15 protein-coding genes are annotated in these 14,215 nt (G+C 63.1%); 7 read left to right on the top strand and 8 right to left on the bottom strand.

What is annotated here, in order from left to right:
• Positions 1-7 precede the first annotated feature (7 nt).
• Genes ispF through CLU92_RS11990 form a run of 3 tightly spaced genes read left to right on the top strand, consistent with a single transcriptional unit; the run spans position 8 to position 2,069 of the window.
• Complete coding sequence (ispF, locus tag CLU92_RS12000) at positions 8-508, top strand: 2-C-methyl-D-erythritol 2,4-cyclodiphosphate synthase (protein ID WP_101482084.1); 501 nt, start codon at positions 8-10, stop codon at positions 506-508.
• 37 nt (positions 509-545) lie between these two features.
• Positions 546-1,709, top strand: coding sequence for a PQQ-dependent sugar dehydrogenase (locus CLU92_RS11995; protein WP_101482083.1), 1,164 nt, complete (start codon positions 546-548; stop codon positions 1,707-1,709).
• A 57-nt stretch (positions 1,710-1,766) separates the two neighbouring features.
• Positions 1,767-2,069 carry a hypothetical protein gene (locus CLU92_RS11990; protein ID WP_101482082.1) on the top strand — a complete coding sequence of 101 codons (303 nt, stop codon included), beginning with the start codon at positions 1,767-1,769 and terminating at the stop codon, positions 2,067-2,069.
• Positions 2,070-2,079: 10 nt separating this feature from the next.
• Here CLU92_RS11990 and CLU92_RS11985 read toward each other — a convergent pair whose 3' ends face one another.
• Positions 2,080-3,312, bottom strand: a complete 1,233-nt coding sequence (locus CLU92_RS11985; RefSeq protein WP_101482081.1) for an MFS transporter — start codon at positions 3,310-3,312, stop codon at positions 2,080-2,082.
• 91 nt (positions 3,313-3,403) lie between these two features.
• Here CLU92_RS11985 and CLU92_RS11980 point away from each other — a divergent pair, with 91 nt between their 5' ends.
• Positions 3,404-4,024 carry a TetR/AcrR family transcriptional regulator gene (locus CLU92_RS11980; protein WP_101482080.1) on the top strand — a complete coding sequence of 207 codons (621 nt, stop codon included), beginning with the start codon at positions 3,404-3,406 and terminating at the stop codon, positions 4,022-4,024.
• Here CLU92_RS11980 and CLU92_RS11975 read toward each other — a convergent pair whose 3' ends face one another.
• Positions 4,025-4,381: an MmcQ/YjbR family DNA-binding protein gene (locus CLU92_RS11975; protein ID WP_257561068.1), complete on the bottom strand. Its 357-nt coding sequence runs from the start codon at positions 4,379-4,381 to the stop codon at positions 4,025-4,027.
• Between the two features lie 504 nt (positions 4,382-4,885).
• On the opposite strand from CLU92_RS11975, the gene CLU92_RS11970 reads away from it, so the two are divergent.
• Entirely contained in the window at positions 4,886-5,335 is a 450-nt protein-coding gene (locus tag CLU92_RS11970) for a CCXG family PEP-CTERM protein (RefSeq protein ID WP_101482078.1), read from the top strand.
• A gap of 84 nt (positions 5,336-5,419) precedes the next feature.
• Here CLU92_RS11970 and CLU92_RS11965 read toward each other — a convergent pair whose 3' ends face one another.
• The 5 genes from CLU92_RS11965 to CLU92_RS11945 form a co-directional block, all read right to left on the bottom strand.
• Complete coding sequence (locus tag CLU92_RS11965; protein ID WP_101482077.1) at positions 5,420-6,400, bottom strand: FHA domain-containing protein; 981 nt, start codon at positions 6,398-6,400, stop codon at positions 5,420-5,422.
• Positions 6,397-7,800, bottom strand: a complete 1,404-nt coding sequence (locus CLU92_RS11960) for a serine protease (RefSeq protein ID WP_101482076.1) — start codon at positions 7,798-7,800, stop codon at positions 6,397-6,399. The genes CLU92_RS11965 and CLU92_RS11960 overlap by 4 nt, the downstream gene beginning before the upstream one ends.
• A 74-nt stretch (positions 7,801-7,874) precedes the next feature.
• Positions 7,875-8,528: a GTP cyclohydrolase II gene (ribA, locus tag CLU92_RS11955; protein WP_035820484.1), complete on the bottom strand. Its 654-nt coding sequence runs from the start codon at positions 8,526-8,528 to the stop codon at positions 7,875-7,877.
• 159 nt (positions 8,529-8,687) lie between these two features.
• Positions 8,688-9,089 carry a DoxX family protein gene (locus CLU92_RS11950; protein WP_101484640.1) on the bottom strand — a complete coding sequence of 134 codons (402 nt, stop codon included), beginning with the start codon at positions 9,087-9,089 and terminating at the stop codon, positions 8,688-8,690.
• Between the two features lie 30 nt (positions 9,090-9,119).
• Positions 9,120-9,821: a pirin family protein gene (locus CLU92_RS11945; RefSeq protein ID WP_101482075.1), complete on the bottom strand. Its 702-nt coding sequence runs from the start codon at positions 9,819-9,821 to the stop codon at positions 9,120-9,122.
• A 167-nt stretch (positions 9,822-9,988) separates the two neighbouring features.
• Between CLU92_RS11945 and CLU92_RS11940 the strand changes: the two genes are divergently transcribed.
• Both CLU92_RS11940 and CLU92_RS11935 read left to right on the top strand, forming a co-directional pair.
• Positions 9,989-10,912 carry a LysR family transcriptional regulator gene (locus tag CLU92_RS11940; RefSeq protein ID WP_101482074.1) on the top strand — a complete coding sequence of 308 codons (924 nt, stop codon included), beginning with the start codon at positions 9,989-9,991 and terminating at the stop codon, positions 10,910-10,912.
• Positions 10,913-11,125: 213 nt separating this feature from the next.
• Positions 11,126-13,285 carry a bifunctional diguanylate cyclase/phosphodiesterase gene (locus CLU92_RS11935; RefSeq protein WP_101482073.1) on the top strand — a complete coding sequence of 720 codons (2,160 nt, stop codon included), beginning with the start codon at positions 11,126-11,128 and terminating at the stop codon, positions 13,283-13,285.
• On the opposite strand, the gene CLU92_RS11930 is transcribed toward CLU92_RS11935, so the two are convergent.
• A complete protein-coding gene (locus CLU92_RS11930; RefSeq protein WP_243857993.1) occupies positions 13,282-14,211 on the bottom strand; it encodes a LysR family transcriptional regulator in 930 nt (309 codons plus the stop codon). The genes CLU92_RS11935 and CLU92_RS11930 overlap by 4 nt on opposite strands.
• Positions 14,212-14,215 lie beyond the last annotated feature (4 nt).

Here is a 14,215-nt window from a genome sequence, read left to right as displayed (position 1 = left end):
GACCCGCATGAACACAACGACTCCCGTACTTCCTTTCCGCATCGGCCAGGGCTATGACTGCCACGCGCTGGTGGAAAACCGCGACCTGATCATCGGCGGCGTGAAGATTCCCCATCACCTGGGCTTGCTGGGCCATTCCGATGCGGACGTGCTGCTGCACGCGATTACCGACGCCATCTTCGGCGCCGCCGCGCTGGGCGACATTGGCCGCCATTTTCCCGATACGGATGCGCAATTCAAGGGCGCCGATTCGCGCACCCTGCTGCGCGAAGCCGTGCGCCGCGTGCAAGCCACCGGTTATATCATCGGCAATATCGACGCCACCATCATCGCCCAGCGCCCGAAGATGGCGCCGCACATCGGCGCCATGTGCGCCAACGTGGCCGAAGACCTGGGCGTCGCCGTGGGTCAGGTCAACATCAAGGCCAAGACGAATGAAAAGCTGGGCTACCTGGGCCGTGAAGAAGGCATCGCGGCCGAAGCCGTGGCCTTGCTGCTGCGCGCCTGATACACCACCTTCGCATCATTCACTGACAGGAGAGAGCATGTTCCAGTTACGCCGCACCAGCATCTTGCTTGCATGGGCATTGGCCGCCGCGCCGTCGGCCTGGGCCGAACTGCAAGCCACGGGCGAACCGCCCGCCGCGAAACAGGGATGGAAGGCCGAGACGGTCGCCGAAGGCGTGCGCCAGCCTTGGGGCATTGCCTGGCTGGGCGACGGGCGCGCGCTGGTGACCAGCAAGCAGGGCAGCTTGCATTTGCTGAACGGCAAGACTTTTACCGACGTGGCGCTGGAAGGCATGCCCAAGGTGTTTACGGGCGGGCAGGGCGGCTTGCTCGATATCACGCTGCACCCGCAGGATGCCAGCAAGCCGAATCCGCGTGTGTACATGACGCTGTCAACGGGCACCAATGACGCGAACCGCACGACCCTGGTGCGCGGCGTATTCGACGGCAAGAAGGTGACGGGCATCCAGACCCTGTTCAAGGTGGCGACTGACAAGAGTGGCGGCCAGCACTTCGGCTCGCGCCTGTTGTGGTTACCGGACGGCACCTTGCTGATGAGCGTGGCCGACGGCGGCAATCCACCGCTGCGCATAGGCGACCGCCTGGCGCGCGAGCAGGCGCAAAACCTGGCCACGCACCAGGGTTCCATCCTGCGCCTGACGGAAGATGGCAAGCCGGCGCCCGGCAATCCGCTGGCGGCCAAGGGCGCCTTGCCGGAAATCTGGTCATATGGACACCGCAACGTGCAAGGCCTGGCGCTCGACCCCGTTTCCGGCCGCGTGTGGGCCACGGAACATGGCCCGTATGGCGGCGACGAGCTGAACCTGGTGGTGGCGGGTGGCAACTACGGCTGGCCACTGCAAAGCAATGGCGCCGACTACAAGACGCATGAACCCGTCGGCAAGCATGAAGTGGCGGGCATGATCAATCCGAGCGTGGCCTGGGTGCCGTCGCCGGCGCCGTCAGGGCTGGCCGTCTACACGGGCGACAAGATTGCCGCCTGGCGCGGCAGCATCTTCAGCGGCGGCCTGGCGGCCAAGGATATACGCCGCATCGCCGTCGATGCGAATGGCAAGGTGACGGGGCAGGACCGCCTGGCAATCGGCGCGCGCGTGCGCGACGTGCGCCAGGGACCGGACGGCTACCTGTATGCGCTGACGGATGAGGACAACGGCCGCTTGCTGCGCATCGTGGGGCAGTAGTACGGCAGGCGCCATCTTCGCTTAAGATGGCGCCTTTACTCAAGACAAGGTGGCGGCATGGCCCGTGATACTTATGCATACCGGCACGTTGCCGTCGAATCGCGCGCCATCGATGGCCGCGTGGAAATTCGCCCCGTGCCGGGCCAGGCCTTTTCGCCCGAACTGGCCGTGCAGTGTTCGCGCCGCCTGGTGGACCTGCAGCGCTACCCGCTGGGCAGCCGTTTTTTATTGTTCGCCAAGCTGACGGACCGCCTGGGCGGCACGCCCTTCCTGTATGCGTATCATGGCGACGCGGACGTCTTGATGACGCCGGCCGAAGTCTTGAAATTCCTCGGCGAATTTCGGCGCGGCCGCATCTGATATCACTTTCCTACGATGCGATGCAGGACGCGCCGGCCTTGGCGCTGGCCTGCGGCTTGCCGAAGAGCGCGATCGTCAACGCGCAGCCGAGGGCGAACAGGCCGCCCACCACCATCGCGCTCGATACGCCCAGCCGGTCGACGGCCATGCCACCGAGCAGGGCGCCGGACGCCAGCGACACTTGCACAATCGCAACAAACAGCGCGCTGCTGCCTTCCATCAAGTCCGGCGCCGCCTTGAACATCCACGTTTGCACGGCGATCGGCATGGCGCCGAAACCGAAGCCCCACACGGCCACCAGCAGCATGGCGGCGAGCGCATGGCTGCCGAACGCGGCCAAGGCCAGGGTGGACAGGCCCAGCACTGCACCTGTGACCATCAGCGCGGCCCGTTCGTAGCGGCCGGCGGCCCAGCCGCCCACGAGGTTGCCGATGAAACCGGAAGCGCCATATACCAGCAGCATGGCGCTGACCGTGCCGGCGGACAGGTGCGAAATTTGCGTGAGGAAGGGTGCGATATACGTGTAGGCGGCGAACTGGCCCGTGAACAGCATGGCCGTGGCGATCAGGCCCAGCCTGGCCTTGCGGATGCCGAAAATCATCGGCAACTGGCGCAAGCGGATGGCCTGTGTCGGTGGCAGCTTGGGCAGCAGCAACAATTGGCCGAGGAAGACCAGCACGGCAATGGCGCTGGCCGCGCCGAAGGCGACCCTCCAGCCCACCAGTTCGCCCACCAGCGCGCCGGCCGGCACGCCGGCCACCGTGCCCAGCGAGACGCCGGCGAAGATGATGGACATGGCGCGCGACGCATGTTGCTGCGCCACCAGGCGCGGGCCGATGGCGCTGCCGATCGCCCAGAAGCCGCCGACGCCCACGCCCAGCATGGCGCGGCCCAGTAATATCGCCCCATATGAGGGCGCCAGCGCCACCAGCAGGTTCGAAGCGACCAGCAGGGCGGTGAGTGCCAGCAGCACGATGCGGCGGTCCAGGCGGCCCGAACCGACGGTGACGAAGATGGCGGCAAACGCGGCAACGATGCCGGGCGTGGTGATCATCAGCCCCGCCTGGCCCTTGCTGATATCCAGTTCGGCAGCCATGGCCGGCAGCAGGCCGACGGGCAGGAATTCGGACGTGACGAGGGCGAAGGCGCCGATGCCGACCGATAAGACGGCCAGCCAGGGCGCCACGGTGGTATCGTTGCTGGTGGCCGCCGGGGCGGAGGGGGAAGCGGGTGGTGTTTGCATGGGGAGTCCTGAAAAGCCGAGAGGTTTTTAACCGGTCGGTATATAATCAGGCCAGGCAGACATTGTTGTCAATAATTTTTTACCGAACGGTATGAAACAAGATAAAAAAGAGCAAGCGGTCAAGGCGAAAACGGGCCGGCCACGCACCTTTGACGCGGACGAAGCGCTCGATTGCGCCATGAAAGTGTTCTGGGAGAAAGGCTATGAAGGCAGTTCCTTGCCGGAATTGACGAAAGCCATGGGCATGAACCGGCCCAGCTTGTACGCCGTTTTCGGCAACAAGGAGCAATTGTTCCACAAGGCACTGGAGCGCTACAGCGACACGCGCATGCAGTTTTTCGATGCTGCGCTGGAACAGCCGACGGCCCGCCAGGTGGTGGAAGCCTTGCTGACGCAGTATGTCGATGCGCAAACCATGCCCGATGGTCCGCACGGCTGCATGGGCGTGAATGCGGCGCTCGCCTGCAGCGACGATGCCTTGCCGATCCGCGATGAATTGTTTGCGCGCCGTCTGCGCGGTGAAATCAAATTGCGCGACCGCTTGCGGCGCGCCAAGGAAGAGGGGGATTTGCCGCCCGATTCCTGCCCCGAGCAGCAGGCGCGCTTTGTCGTGACCCTGTCGCAGGGCATGGCCATTCAGGCGGCGGCGGGCGTATCGCGCGAGCAATTGCAGCAGATGGTGGGCTTGCTGTTGCGCAATTGGCCGCTGTAACTACCCTGTCGGGGCGATGGTCTTGGCCAGGTCGCTGGGCGCCTTGCGCCGCCAGGCGGCCGTCAGGGCGGCGGCTAGCATGTCCAGTTCGGCATCCGCCAGGCATACCGTGATACCGGCCAGCCGCTCGCCCCACCACAGTTTTTCGCAGCCGGACGGCGTGATGACGGTGGCGATATGCGCCGCTTCCGCATCGAGCAGCACGTTGATGTGCTTGTCGTCGGGCAGGGTGGCAAAGATCTTCCCGCCTACGCGGAAGGCTGGACGGTCGTGGTGTTCTTCCTCGGTGGTGTCGGGAAACGACAATGCCAGATAGCGTAGTTCTTCCAGGTCGACCATTTCCTCTTTCTCCCTCATCGGACAGATAACTGCATGACTGCATTTTGCCATGCTGTTTCGTCGCGTGGTGCAGCGGCATGCGAAAAGAAATGCGCAAGATGCGACACTGGCGCGTGCCTTTGTGGTGCTGGTGCGACACCGAGCCAGTCTGCGCGGCGACAGTGCTGCCCGGGCAGCAAGGCTATCCAGGCCGTTTTAGCTGCCTTCAGCGCGATTGTCATAAAAATATTTTACATGGTAAAAAGAAAAATACTTTTCCTCCAGGGAATTTAAGATACAATAGATTCAACGTTTTACCTGACCCGTCAACTGTCTGGCTTTGTCCGGGAACCCGAACCCGTTCCAGGACGCTTGCAGTGCCGCCATGGCATGCCGCAAGCCCGCGAAGCTCTGCGAAAGCCAGGCCCCCGACCGCTCATCCTTGCAATTGCCAGCGCGATGCCGACACGCCTCAATGCAGCGTGTATTCAGCTCAAGCACGCCCGCTGCGCCCGTTGAATACTTACTGACTGGATACTTATCATGGAAAATTTGCCTAAAATCGTCCTGTCCCTGATCGCTGCTGGTGTGTTTGCCCACGCGAACGCCAGCACCATTACCGTCACCTCCGATTACTCGAATACTGGCTTGCAAGCTGCCGCTTACCCGTCCGTGGTGAATGCCGGCGCGGCGCTGGACGGCAAGAGCAGCGACCTGTGGTGGGCTGCTAACATCCAAAGCAGCAGCCAGTTCCTCGCCGGTTCTGGCACCATGTCGGCAGGTAATCGTAGCTTGAGTATCGATGGCCTGGAGGGCTGCTGCGATGAAGGCCAGCAAGTCCAGTTAAAGGCGGGAAACAGCGATTTCGCCAGTTTTTCCAGCAGCGATGACCTGGTGTCGGCTGTGCCGGAACCGAGCACCTACGCCATGCTGCTGACCACCCTGGGCTTACTGGGCTTCACGGCACGCCGCAGGCAAGACGACAAGTTCTAAGCTGGGAGACAGTGCGGGCTTCGCTGCGCACGTAAAAAAGCCCGCCGGTCCGCCAGGACACGGCGGGCTTTTTTTTGCGCGTTGTCAGTCGCCGCTGTCCTCGTCTTCCTCGGCCCCCTTGGTCGCCTTGCCCCGTTCGGCATCGACGGCGCGCTGCAGGCTGGCCGCATCGCGGAAGAAAACCTCCGTCGTGTGATCCGGGCTCAGACGCAGTGCAGGCGGGTAGATTGCCGACATGTAGGCCTCGTCGGCCAGGCGACCGCTGATCTGCAGGTTGCTCAGCAAAATCAGGGTCGAGCCGACGATGGCCAGCACGACGGCAACGAGACCGAAGCGGCGCGGGTGCTGGGGTTTGATCGTGCGCAAATGGTAGTAGATCATGACGCATACAATCACGATGAACATATGCCGCCCGTAGCGCGTCAGCACTTCCAGCGACAGCGCATACGCCGCCACATTGCTGCCCAGTTCCCACACTTCCATGGCCAGCAAGCCGCAGCCGATGATGAACAGGTGGCGGCCAAAGCGCGCCACATGGCCGAACAGGCGGTTCGCCACGGCCCAGATCGATGCCCACACAAGGCCGCCGGCCAGTGCGTAGGCGACGATCATCAGGTAGGAAATCGGGTCGAAGGCTTCCGCGTCGCCCAGCCAGTTGCTGAAGGCGGCCGAGGTGGCGATCATGGCCAGGCCGGCGACGGCGGGGCGCAAGCCTTCCCAGTCGTGCCTGGTGGTATCGCTCAGCTCGGGCGCAACAGGGTGATCGCTGGCGCGCACGCGCAGGCGCGTGTGACCGAGGCGCACGATGCTGTTGCCGTTCAAGGCTACTTGCAGTTGCCGCTGGCCCCGGTAAATCACGCCATTCTGGCTGCCCAGGTCGCGCAGCAGCAGGCCTTCCGCGCCATCGTCTTCGATGACGGCGTGGCGGGCGGCCGTATGCGCGTCGTCGAGAATGAAGTCGTTGTCGTAGCCGCGGCCGATGCGGATCGGCAAGGCATCGATGCGCTGGCGCTGCTGCACTTCGCCGTTCTCGGCGAGGATTTCAAGGTAATAGGGCGCCTTCATGGCTTGCGCGTCCCGGTGGCGGAGGGAGCGCGCGATAGCGCTTCGAGGAAGGTACGCGTGACGCGCATGCCGTTTGCGTAAGACACGCCGCGCGCGTCGATGCGGCTTTGCAGGCTCATCAGTGGCTCATCGGTGCTGGCGGCCAGCAGGGCAAAGTCGTACAGGCCGGTAAACTTGCGGTAGGCGCGCACGCACAGGACGGCGCGCAGGGGCAGGGTCTTGTTTTTGACGAACTGTTCGGTGCAATGTGGCCCCGTCAGGTGCACGCTTTTGTAGCTGCCGAAACTTTCATTCTTGAACGAGGCGCTGGCCAGTTCGGAAAAGCGCAGCGCGCCCAGTTCGCTGCTGCGCAGGAATTCGTGGCGCATCGACACTTGCCCCGTCTGCAGTGCGCCGGAAATGAAGATGGCCGATTCCATGGCGCAGCTGGTGTTGTCGAGCATGTAGGGCTTGTCGGACTTCACGTTGGAGCGGCCCCAGCAGCGCATCTGGTCCGATTCGCGCACGGGCACGCGGTACGGGCCCATGGCTTTCAGGCTCAAGGGCGTGTCGAGCAGGCGCGCCAGCATCACTTCCTGATGCGCCAGCAGCTGCGCCGTCACCAGCGGCTTGAAGTCTTTCGGCGCCCTGCCTTGCAGGGCCACCTTGGCCAGCAATTGCTGGGCATAGCGGGCAGGAACGAGAAAACTGACGAGTTCACCATCGAGGCGTTTCGAGACGTTCACGCCGGCGACATCGCCGCTGGCCGTCACGCTGGGGCCCCCGCTCATACCGGAATTGATCGGCCCCGTAAACATCAGCTGGTCGTAGAAGCTGCGCGTCACGATGCCGTTGTACGAGCCTTCCGAGATGGCGAAGCCCAGGTCCAGCGGATTGCCCATCGAATACAGGTACTGGCCCTGAGTCAGGGGCGCCAGCGATTCCGGCATGTTGAAAAAGCCCGTGCCATGGCGGTTCACGCGCAAGACGGCCAAGTCGTGCAGCACGTCGACAGCCAGCAATTCCACATTGCCGCGCTGGCCGCTGGTGTCGACCCATTCGCCCACGTAGGTATCGGGATCGAGGGCGAATTGCGACACGACGTGATAGTTGCTCACGACCAGGTCGCCCGTGCCGATCAGGAAGCCCGAACCTACCGACGATTGCGTGCGGCCGTTTTTCAGCAGCACGCGCACCTGCAGCATGTCGGCGCGCGCGGCCGTGTACAGCTTTTGCGCGGCGGACGAGGGTGGCGGCAAGGCCGCATGTTCGGTGGCGGCGGGCGCGGCGGTGGCCGGTGGCGGTTTGGCGAGGGGAGTCGAAGCGGTGGTGGCCGCGGCTGGCGCAGGCGCCGGAGCCGCGTGTGCGCCTGCGGCGGCGCACAGGCTGGCCAGCAAGAAGGCGAAGTTAGATAATTTCATGCATCCTTTATGCGTGAGCAGGAGCGGGGCCGGCCCGGTGCGGCAGTGTGCACGCGCTGCGCCAGCCCGGGGAATTACAGGGCGCCGTCTTCCAGTGCTGGCGCCGTTTCCGGCGTCATCATGTGGCCCAGTTTGCTTTGCTTGGTATTCAGGTAATGCTGGTTGAAGGCGTTGCGGTTGACCAGCAGCGGCACCCGCTCGGCCACCGTGATGCCCAGCGCTTCCATGGCGGCAATCTTGCGCGGGTTGTTCGTCATCAAACGCAGGCTGTGGATGCCGAATTGCGCAAACATGGGCTTGCACAGGGTGTAGTTGCGCGCGTCGGCCTTGAAGCCCAGCTGTTCATTCGCCTGCACCGTGTCGGCACCCGCTTCCTGCAGGCGGTAGGCGCGGATCTTGTTGATCAGGCCAATGCCGCGCCCTTCCTGGCGCAGGTACAGCAAAATGCCGCGGCCTTCCTCGGCGATGCGTTTCAAGGCGCCTTCGAGCTGGGCACCGCAATCGCAGCGCTGGGAAAACAGCACGTCGCCCGTCAGGCACTCGGAATGCACGCGTGCCAGTACAGGTTCGCCGTTGCCGACATCGCCCAGCACCATGGCCAGGTGTTCCTTGCCCGTGGCGTGTTCGACAAAGGCGTGCAGGGTAAACTGGGCCCAAGGCGTCGGCAGTGCGCAGGAAGTCGTGTAATCCAATTCGCCTGTCGCCAGGAGGTCTGCGCCGCTTTGCATGGTTGTGCTCATATAGGTAATGTTCGAAAATGGAGGCGCGCCGTACCACTGCGGTACCGGCGCGCCCTGTCATCATACCAAAAAGCAGGGGAAACCATTCCCCCTGGCTGAGATTTGACGGCAGGAATGCCTGGTGATAGCCCTCTAATTGCGGCCGGATCAGGCTTTTGCAAGGCGGCTGGCCTTGCCGAAGCCCCGTTCCACCAGTAACAGCATGCCGCCGAAGATGGACAGATTCTTCAGGAAGTTGGTCAGCTGGTCCTGGAAGTGGGCTGCATCGGCGCTCCAGAACGCGTGGAAGATGAGCGTGGTCGGTATCAAAAACAGCGCCAGCGCCAACGCCGCCCAGCGCGCCTGCCAACCCGTGATCAGCAGCAAGCCGCCGCCTACCTCCAGGGCGATCACGCCCACCAGAAGGATGTTCGCCAGCGGCAAGCCCTGGCTGGCCATGTAGCCGGCCACGCCCGCAAAGCCGCCGATTTTCAGCAAGCCCGAAACGAAGAACAGCACGCCAAGGGCGGCACGGCCGAGGGGGAGCAGGATATCCGTATTGTTTTTCATGCTGGTTTCCTTTTTCTTTATATTCATCAATTATTTAGGCAGGTCGAAGAGCAGGAATTCTGCATCTTCAGGCTGGGTAATCGTCACGGCCGCTTCCTGCGTCAGTTTCAATGCGTCGCCCGCTTTCAAGGGCGTGCCATTGACCACCAGGCTGCCGCGGATCAGGTGCACATAGGCTAGGCGGCCTTCGTCCAGCCCATGCTCGGCCTGTTCGCCTTCCTGCAGGATGCTGGCGTAGATGGCAGCATCCTGGTGTATCAGCACGGAACCCTGGCGCCCGTCGCTCGATGCAATCAGGCGCAGCTTGCCCCGTTTGCTTTCCGGCGTGAAGTGTTTCTCTTCATAGCTAGGTGGAATGCCCGTCACGTTTGGCTGGATCCAGATCTGCAGGAAGTGCAAGCCATCCGTGGCAGAATGGTTGAACTCGCTGTGGCGCACGCCGCTGCCGGCACTCATGCGCTGCACGTCGCCGTAGTGCAGTACGGAACCGGTGCCCATGCTGTCCTTGTGTTCGAGCGCGCCGTCGAGCACATACGAAATGATTTCCATGTCGCGGTGGCCGTGCGTGCCGAAGCCCTGGCCGGGCGTGACCCGGTCTTCATTGATCACCAGCAAGGGGCCAAAGCCCATGTGCAGGGGATCGTGGTAGCTGCCGAAGGAAAAGCTGTGGTGGGAATTGAGCCAGCCGTGGTTGGCGGCGCCGCGTTCTTCGCTATGACGAATCTGTAACATGGTGGACTCCGTTTCTATCAGTGAATGTGCGATAATTTCGAAGGACCGTTGCCTGGCGCTACGCCCTGGCTTCTTTTCTGCCCTTCGCTGTACGATGGAGAAAGTATAGGCCGCCCAGTCCAGAAAGAAAAACGGAAAATCTACCGTACTATGATCGAAAAAATCGAATGTTAAGACTGAGCCTGGAAGCCTTGCAAATCGTCGACGCCATCGACCGCCGTGGATCATTCTCGTCGGCCGGCAAGGAGTTGCATAAAGTGCCGTCCACCATTTCCTATACGGTGGCCAAGCTGGAAGACGACCTGGGCGTGCAAGTGTTCCAGCGCAATGGCCCGAAAGTCATGCTGACGGCGGCCGGCCAGGAATTGCTGAAAGAGGGCCGGTATTTATTGAAGGCGGCACAGGACCTCGAGCACCGCGTGCGCAGGGTGGCGTCCGGCTGGGAAACCGAGTTGTCCATCGGCATCGATTCCATGTTTTCCGCCGTGGCCCTGGCCGACGATGTGCGCGCCTTCTATGAGGTAGCGCAACAGACGCGCTTGCGCCTGTCGCAAGATGCCCTGTCGGGCACCTGGGAAGCTTTGCTGGACCGCAGGGTCGACTTGCTGGTGGGCGCGCCCGGCGACGGTCCGGCGGGCGGCGGCTATATCGCGCAGCCGATAGGCATGCTCGATTTCGTTTTTGCCGTGGCGCCCACGCACCCGCTGGCGCAGGTAGCGGAACCTTTGTCGCGCGGCCACCTGCAGCAGCACCGGGCCGTGGTCGTGGCCGACTCGGCGCGCCAGATGGCGCCGCGCACCGTGGGATTGTTGCTGGGACAAGATGCCTTGAGCGTGCCGAACATGCAGGTCAAGTTCGATTACCAGGTGCTGGGGCTGGGTTTTGGCTTCCTGCCGGGGCCGTGCGCGCGCGCCGCCATTGCGCGTGGCTTGCTGGTGGAAAAGGCCGTGGAAGAGCCGAAACCGTCGGAAACGTTTTACCTGGCGTGGCGCGTGGGCGAGGATGGCGCCGCGCTGCGCTGGTGGATGGCGCGCATGCGTGAACCCGATGTGTTTTCCCGTTTGGCGCAGCATCTGCCGGGCCGGGCGTGACACACAGGCACGGCACTCCGGGTCGCAGTGCCGTGCCATTCGGCGCAGGCCTTAAAATGTTGACATATGCCAACATTTTTAAGTTACCATATTCACAGTATTTCGACCGTCTTTCTGCTCCGACTTCCATGCCCCATAGTGGGATTTTGATGATTACACACACCGCAGCGCCCCTGATATGTTCCCCTGACCTGGCATACGCGCGGGGTTGCCATGCTTGAGGCGAAGGTCGCGCTGTGCCTGCGCCTGGCCCAGGACGCCCGTGAACAGGCGGGGCCGCAGCAGGCCGCCACCCTGGCGCGGCTGCAGGACGAGCTGGAGCAGCTGCGCGGCGCCAGCCGGCCCGTGGTGCGCGTGGCCCCGGCCGATGCCTTGCTGGAGATCGATCCTGATGGTTTCCTGATTGGCTGGAACCATGGCGCCGAACAGATGTTCGGCTATTCCGAACTGGAAGCGCTGGGCCAGCACATCTTGTTTTTGTATCCCGAAGACGACGCGGAAGCGAGCGTGCTGGAACTGCATTTCAAGCAGGGCGACGTGGCCACCGATGTGCGCCGGCGCAAGAAGTCGGGCATGGTGACCTGGCTGCGCATGCACCGCCACGTGATCCACGACCAGGCGGGCAAGGCTTGCGGCATGGCCGTGCGCCTGTCGGCCATGAGCGAACCGCTCTCCGACGTGGACAAGGTGAGGTTGCACGCGCGCATCATTGAAGATAGCGAGCAAGCCGTGCTGATCACGGATGCGGAAGAGCGCATCGTCTCCATCAACAGTTCCTTCAGCCGCATCACCGGCTATTCGCCGGCCGAAGCCATCGGCCGCACGCCGGACTTGTTGCGCTCTGGCGTGCACGATCCCGACTTCCGCGCCAAGGTGCGCGCCGCCATGCGGGGGCACGGCTCCTGGCGCGGCGAAATCATCGGCAAGCGCAAGAATGGCGAACTGTTCCCGCAGGACGTCACCATCAGCGTCGTGCGCGACGAATATGGCGAGATCAGCCATGTGTTTTCCCTGTTTTCCGACATCAGCGTGCACAAGGATGCCGAGGCGCGCATGCAGCGCATGGCCAATTACGACAGCCTGACGGGTTTGCCCAACCGCTGCCTGCTGAACCAGCTGGTCGACCAGGGCCTGGCCGAAGCGAAACGGCAAGGGACGCATGGCGCGCTGATGGTCATCGACATCAGCCGTATCGGTTCCATCAGCGACACGCTGGGCCATGAAGTGGGCGACCAGCTGGTGATCGCCATCGGCCAGCTGTTCCGTGGTTCCCTGCGCGACGCCGACATCCTGGCGCGGGTCGACAACAGCAAATTCGTCGTGGCGCTGCTGCATATCGAAAAGCGCGAACATGCGGCGAACGTGGCGCAAAAACTGCTCAACTTGCTCGAAGCACCGATCAATATCGATGCGCACGCGCTGCACGTTGGCGCCAGCATTGGCATTACCGTGTATCCGGAAGACGGCCTGGAAGCGCCGGCCCTGTTCCGCTTTGCCGACGTGGCCGTGGCGAAGGCGGGGCAGAGCATCGAATCGACCTTCCTGTTTTACCGCGAAGACATGAACCGGCGCGCCAAGGAACATTTGCGCCTGGAAAGCGAAATGCGATTGGCGCTGGGCGACAAGGAGCTGGAATTGCATTACCAGCCGAAAGTGAGCCTGGCCAGCGGGCGCATCGTGGGCGCGGAAGCCTTGCTGCGCTGGAAGCATCCGATGCGCGGCATGGTCTCGCCCGGCCTCTTCATTCCCGTGGCCGAGGAAACCAGTTTAATTCTGGAGCTGGGCACCTGGGTGCTGGACGAGGCTTGCCGCCAGATCCGCAACTGGGAAGACCGCGGCCTGGACATGCCGGCCATCGCCGTCAACCTGTCGGCGCGCCAGTTCGATGAACAGTTACCAGCGCGCATAGCGGCCGTGCTGGAACGCTACCAGGTGCGGCCCGACCAGATCATGCTGGAAATCACGGAAAGCCTGTTGATGCGTGGCGCCGACAAGGTGATCGACATCATGAACCAGCTGGTGGCCATGGGTCTGTCGCTGGCGCTGGACGATTTCGGCACCGGTTACTCCAGCCTCGCGTATTTGAAAAAATTCCCCATCAGCACATTGAAAATCGACCGCTCGTTTGTCATCGGCTTGCCCTTCGAGGAAAACGATTGCGCCATCGCCCGCGCCATCGTCACCATGGCGCAGCAGCTGCGCCAGGAAATCGTCGCGGAAGGCGTGGAAACGGCCGAGCAGATGCGCTTCCTGCGCGAACTGGGCTGCGATCAGTTGCAAGGCTATCTGTTCAGTCCGGCCGTGCCGGCGGCGGAATTCGAAGTGATGCTGGGCGATGGCAAGCGCCTGCGCCTGGGCGAGGCCGTCGTTTAAGGCTGGCCCAGCTTGACCTTTTCCAGCAGATAATCGAGCATCACGCGCACGCGGGCCGGCACTTGCAGGCCCGGTCCCACGAAGACGGCGTGCACGAGTTCCGTGTCGCCCGGGTTGCAGTCCTGCAGCACTTCCACCAAGTGACCTTGCGCAATATCGCGCTGCACATGCTGGCGCGAAAAGCGTCCCAGCCCCATGCCGGCCAGCACCAGCTGGCGCATGCTTTCGCCATCGCTGACGCAGGTATTGCCCTGCGGCGCCACCTGCAAGGTTGCTCCGCTCTCCTTGTCGAGGAAGGGCCAGGTTTCGTTCTGGCAGCGGAAATTGAATGCCAGCAGATTGTGCTGTGACAGCTCCTGCAGCGTGCGCGGCAGGCCATGGCGCGCCACGTAGGCGGGCGCGGCGACGACGATCATCGCGTCTTCGCCCAGTTTGCGCGCCACCAGGTTCGATTCCTTCAGCTTGCCCGTGCGGATGGCGATGTCGGTGCGGTCTTCCAGCAAGTCGACAATGGCATCGCTGACGACCACGTCGAGCACGATGTCGGGATAGCGCTGCGCGAACTCGGGCAGGATGGGCAGCAGATGGTGCACGCCGAATGGCACGAAACAATTGATGCGCAAGCGCCCGCGCGGCGCCGCGCCCTGTGATGCCTCGCGCTCGGCGCCATCGATATCGTCGAGGATGCGCTTGCACTGCACGAAGAAGGCGTCGCCTTCGGGTGTGGTGTGCAATTGCCGCGTGCTGCGCTGGAGCAAGCGCGCGCCGAGACGCGCTTCCAGCCGGCTGACCAGTTTGCTGACGGCCGATGGCGTCAGGGCAAGGCGGCGCGCGGCGGCGGAAAAGGCGCCCGTTTCCACCACGGCCACGAACACGGCCATCTCGAACGCGCGGTTGATGTCTTGCCTGGCCATTATTGAATCCATTTCA

The sequence above is a fragment of the Janthinobacterium sp. 61 genome (assembly GCF_002846335.1).
Classification (GTDB): domain Bacteria; phylum Pseudomonadota; class Gammaproteobacteria; order Burkholderiales; family Burkholderiaceae_D; genus Janthinobacterium.
This window is presented reverse-complemented; position numbering and strand designations above follow the sequence as displayed.

Bases quoted from the DNA above. Each gene is read 5' to 3' on its own strand.
- ispF (WP_101482084.1), top strand. From the start codon at position 8: ATGAACACAACGACTCCCGTACTTCCTTTCCGCATCGGCCAGGGCTAT.
- CLU92_RS11995 (WP_101482083.1), top strand. From the start codon at position 546: ATGTTCCAGTTACGCCGCACCAGCATCTTGCTTGCATGGGCATTGGCC.
- CLU92_RS11990 (WP_101482082.1), top strand. From the start codon at position 1,767: ATGGCCCGTGATACTTATGCATACCGGCACGTTGCCGTCGAATCGCGC.
- CLU92_RS11985 (WP_101482081.1), bottom strand. From the start codon at position 3,312: ATGCAAACACCACCCGCTTCCCCCTCCGCCCCGGCGGCCACCAGCAAC.
- CLU92_RS11980 (WP_101482080.1), top strand. From the start codon at position 3,404: ATGAAACAAGATAAAAAAGAGCAAGCGGTCAAGGCGAAAACGGGCCGG.
- CLU92_RS11975 (WP_257561068.1), bottom strand. From the start codon at position 4,381: ATGAGGGAGAAAGAGGAAATGGTCGACCTGGAAGAACTACGCTATCTG.
- CLU92_RS11970 (WP_101482078.1), top strand. From the start codon at position 4,886: ATGGAAAATTTGCCTAAAATCGTCCTGTCCCTGATCGCTGCTGGTGTG.
- CLU92_RS11965 (WP_101482077.1), bottom strand. From the start codon at position 6,400: ATGAAGGCGCCCTATTACCTTGAAATCCTCGCCGAGAACGGCGAAGTG.
- CLU92_RS11960 (WP_101482076.1), bottom strand. From the start codon at position 7,800: ATGAAATTATCTAACTTCGCCTTCTTGCTGGCCAGCCTGTGCGCCGCC.
- ribA (WP_035820484.1), bottom strand. From the start codon at position 8,528: ATGCAAAGCGGCGCAGACCTCCTGGCGACAGGCGAATTGGATTACACG.
- CLU92_RS11950 (WP_101484640.1), bottom strand. From the start codon at position 9,089: ATGAAAAACAATACGGATATCCTGCTCCCCCTCGGCCGTGCCGCCCTT.
- CLU92_RS11945 (WP_101482075.1), bottom strand. From the start codon at position 9,821: ATGTTACAGATTCGTCATAGCGAAGAACGCGGCGCCGCCAACCACGGC.
- CLU92_RS11940 (WP_101482074.1), top strand. From the start codon at position 9,989: ATGTTAAGACTGAGCCTGGAAGCCTTGCAAATCGTCGACGCCATCGAC.
- CLU92_RS11935 (WP_101482073.1), top strand. From the start codon at position 11,126: ATGCTTGAGGCGAAGGTCGCGCTGTGCCTGCGCCTGGCCCAGGACGCC.
- CLU92_RS11930 (WP_243857993.1), bottom strand. From the start codon at position 14,211: ATGGATTCAATAATGGCCAGGCAAGACATCAACCGCGCGTTCGAGATG.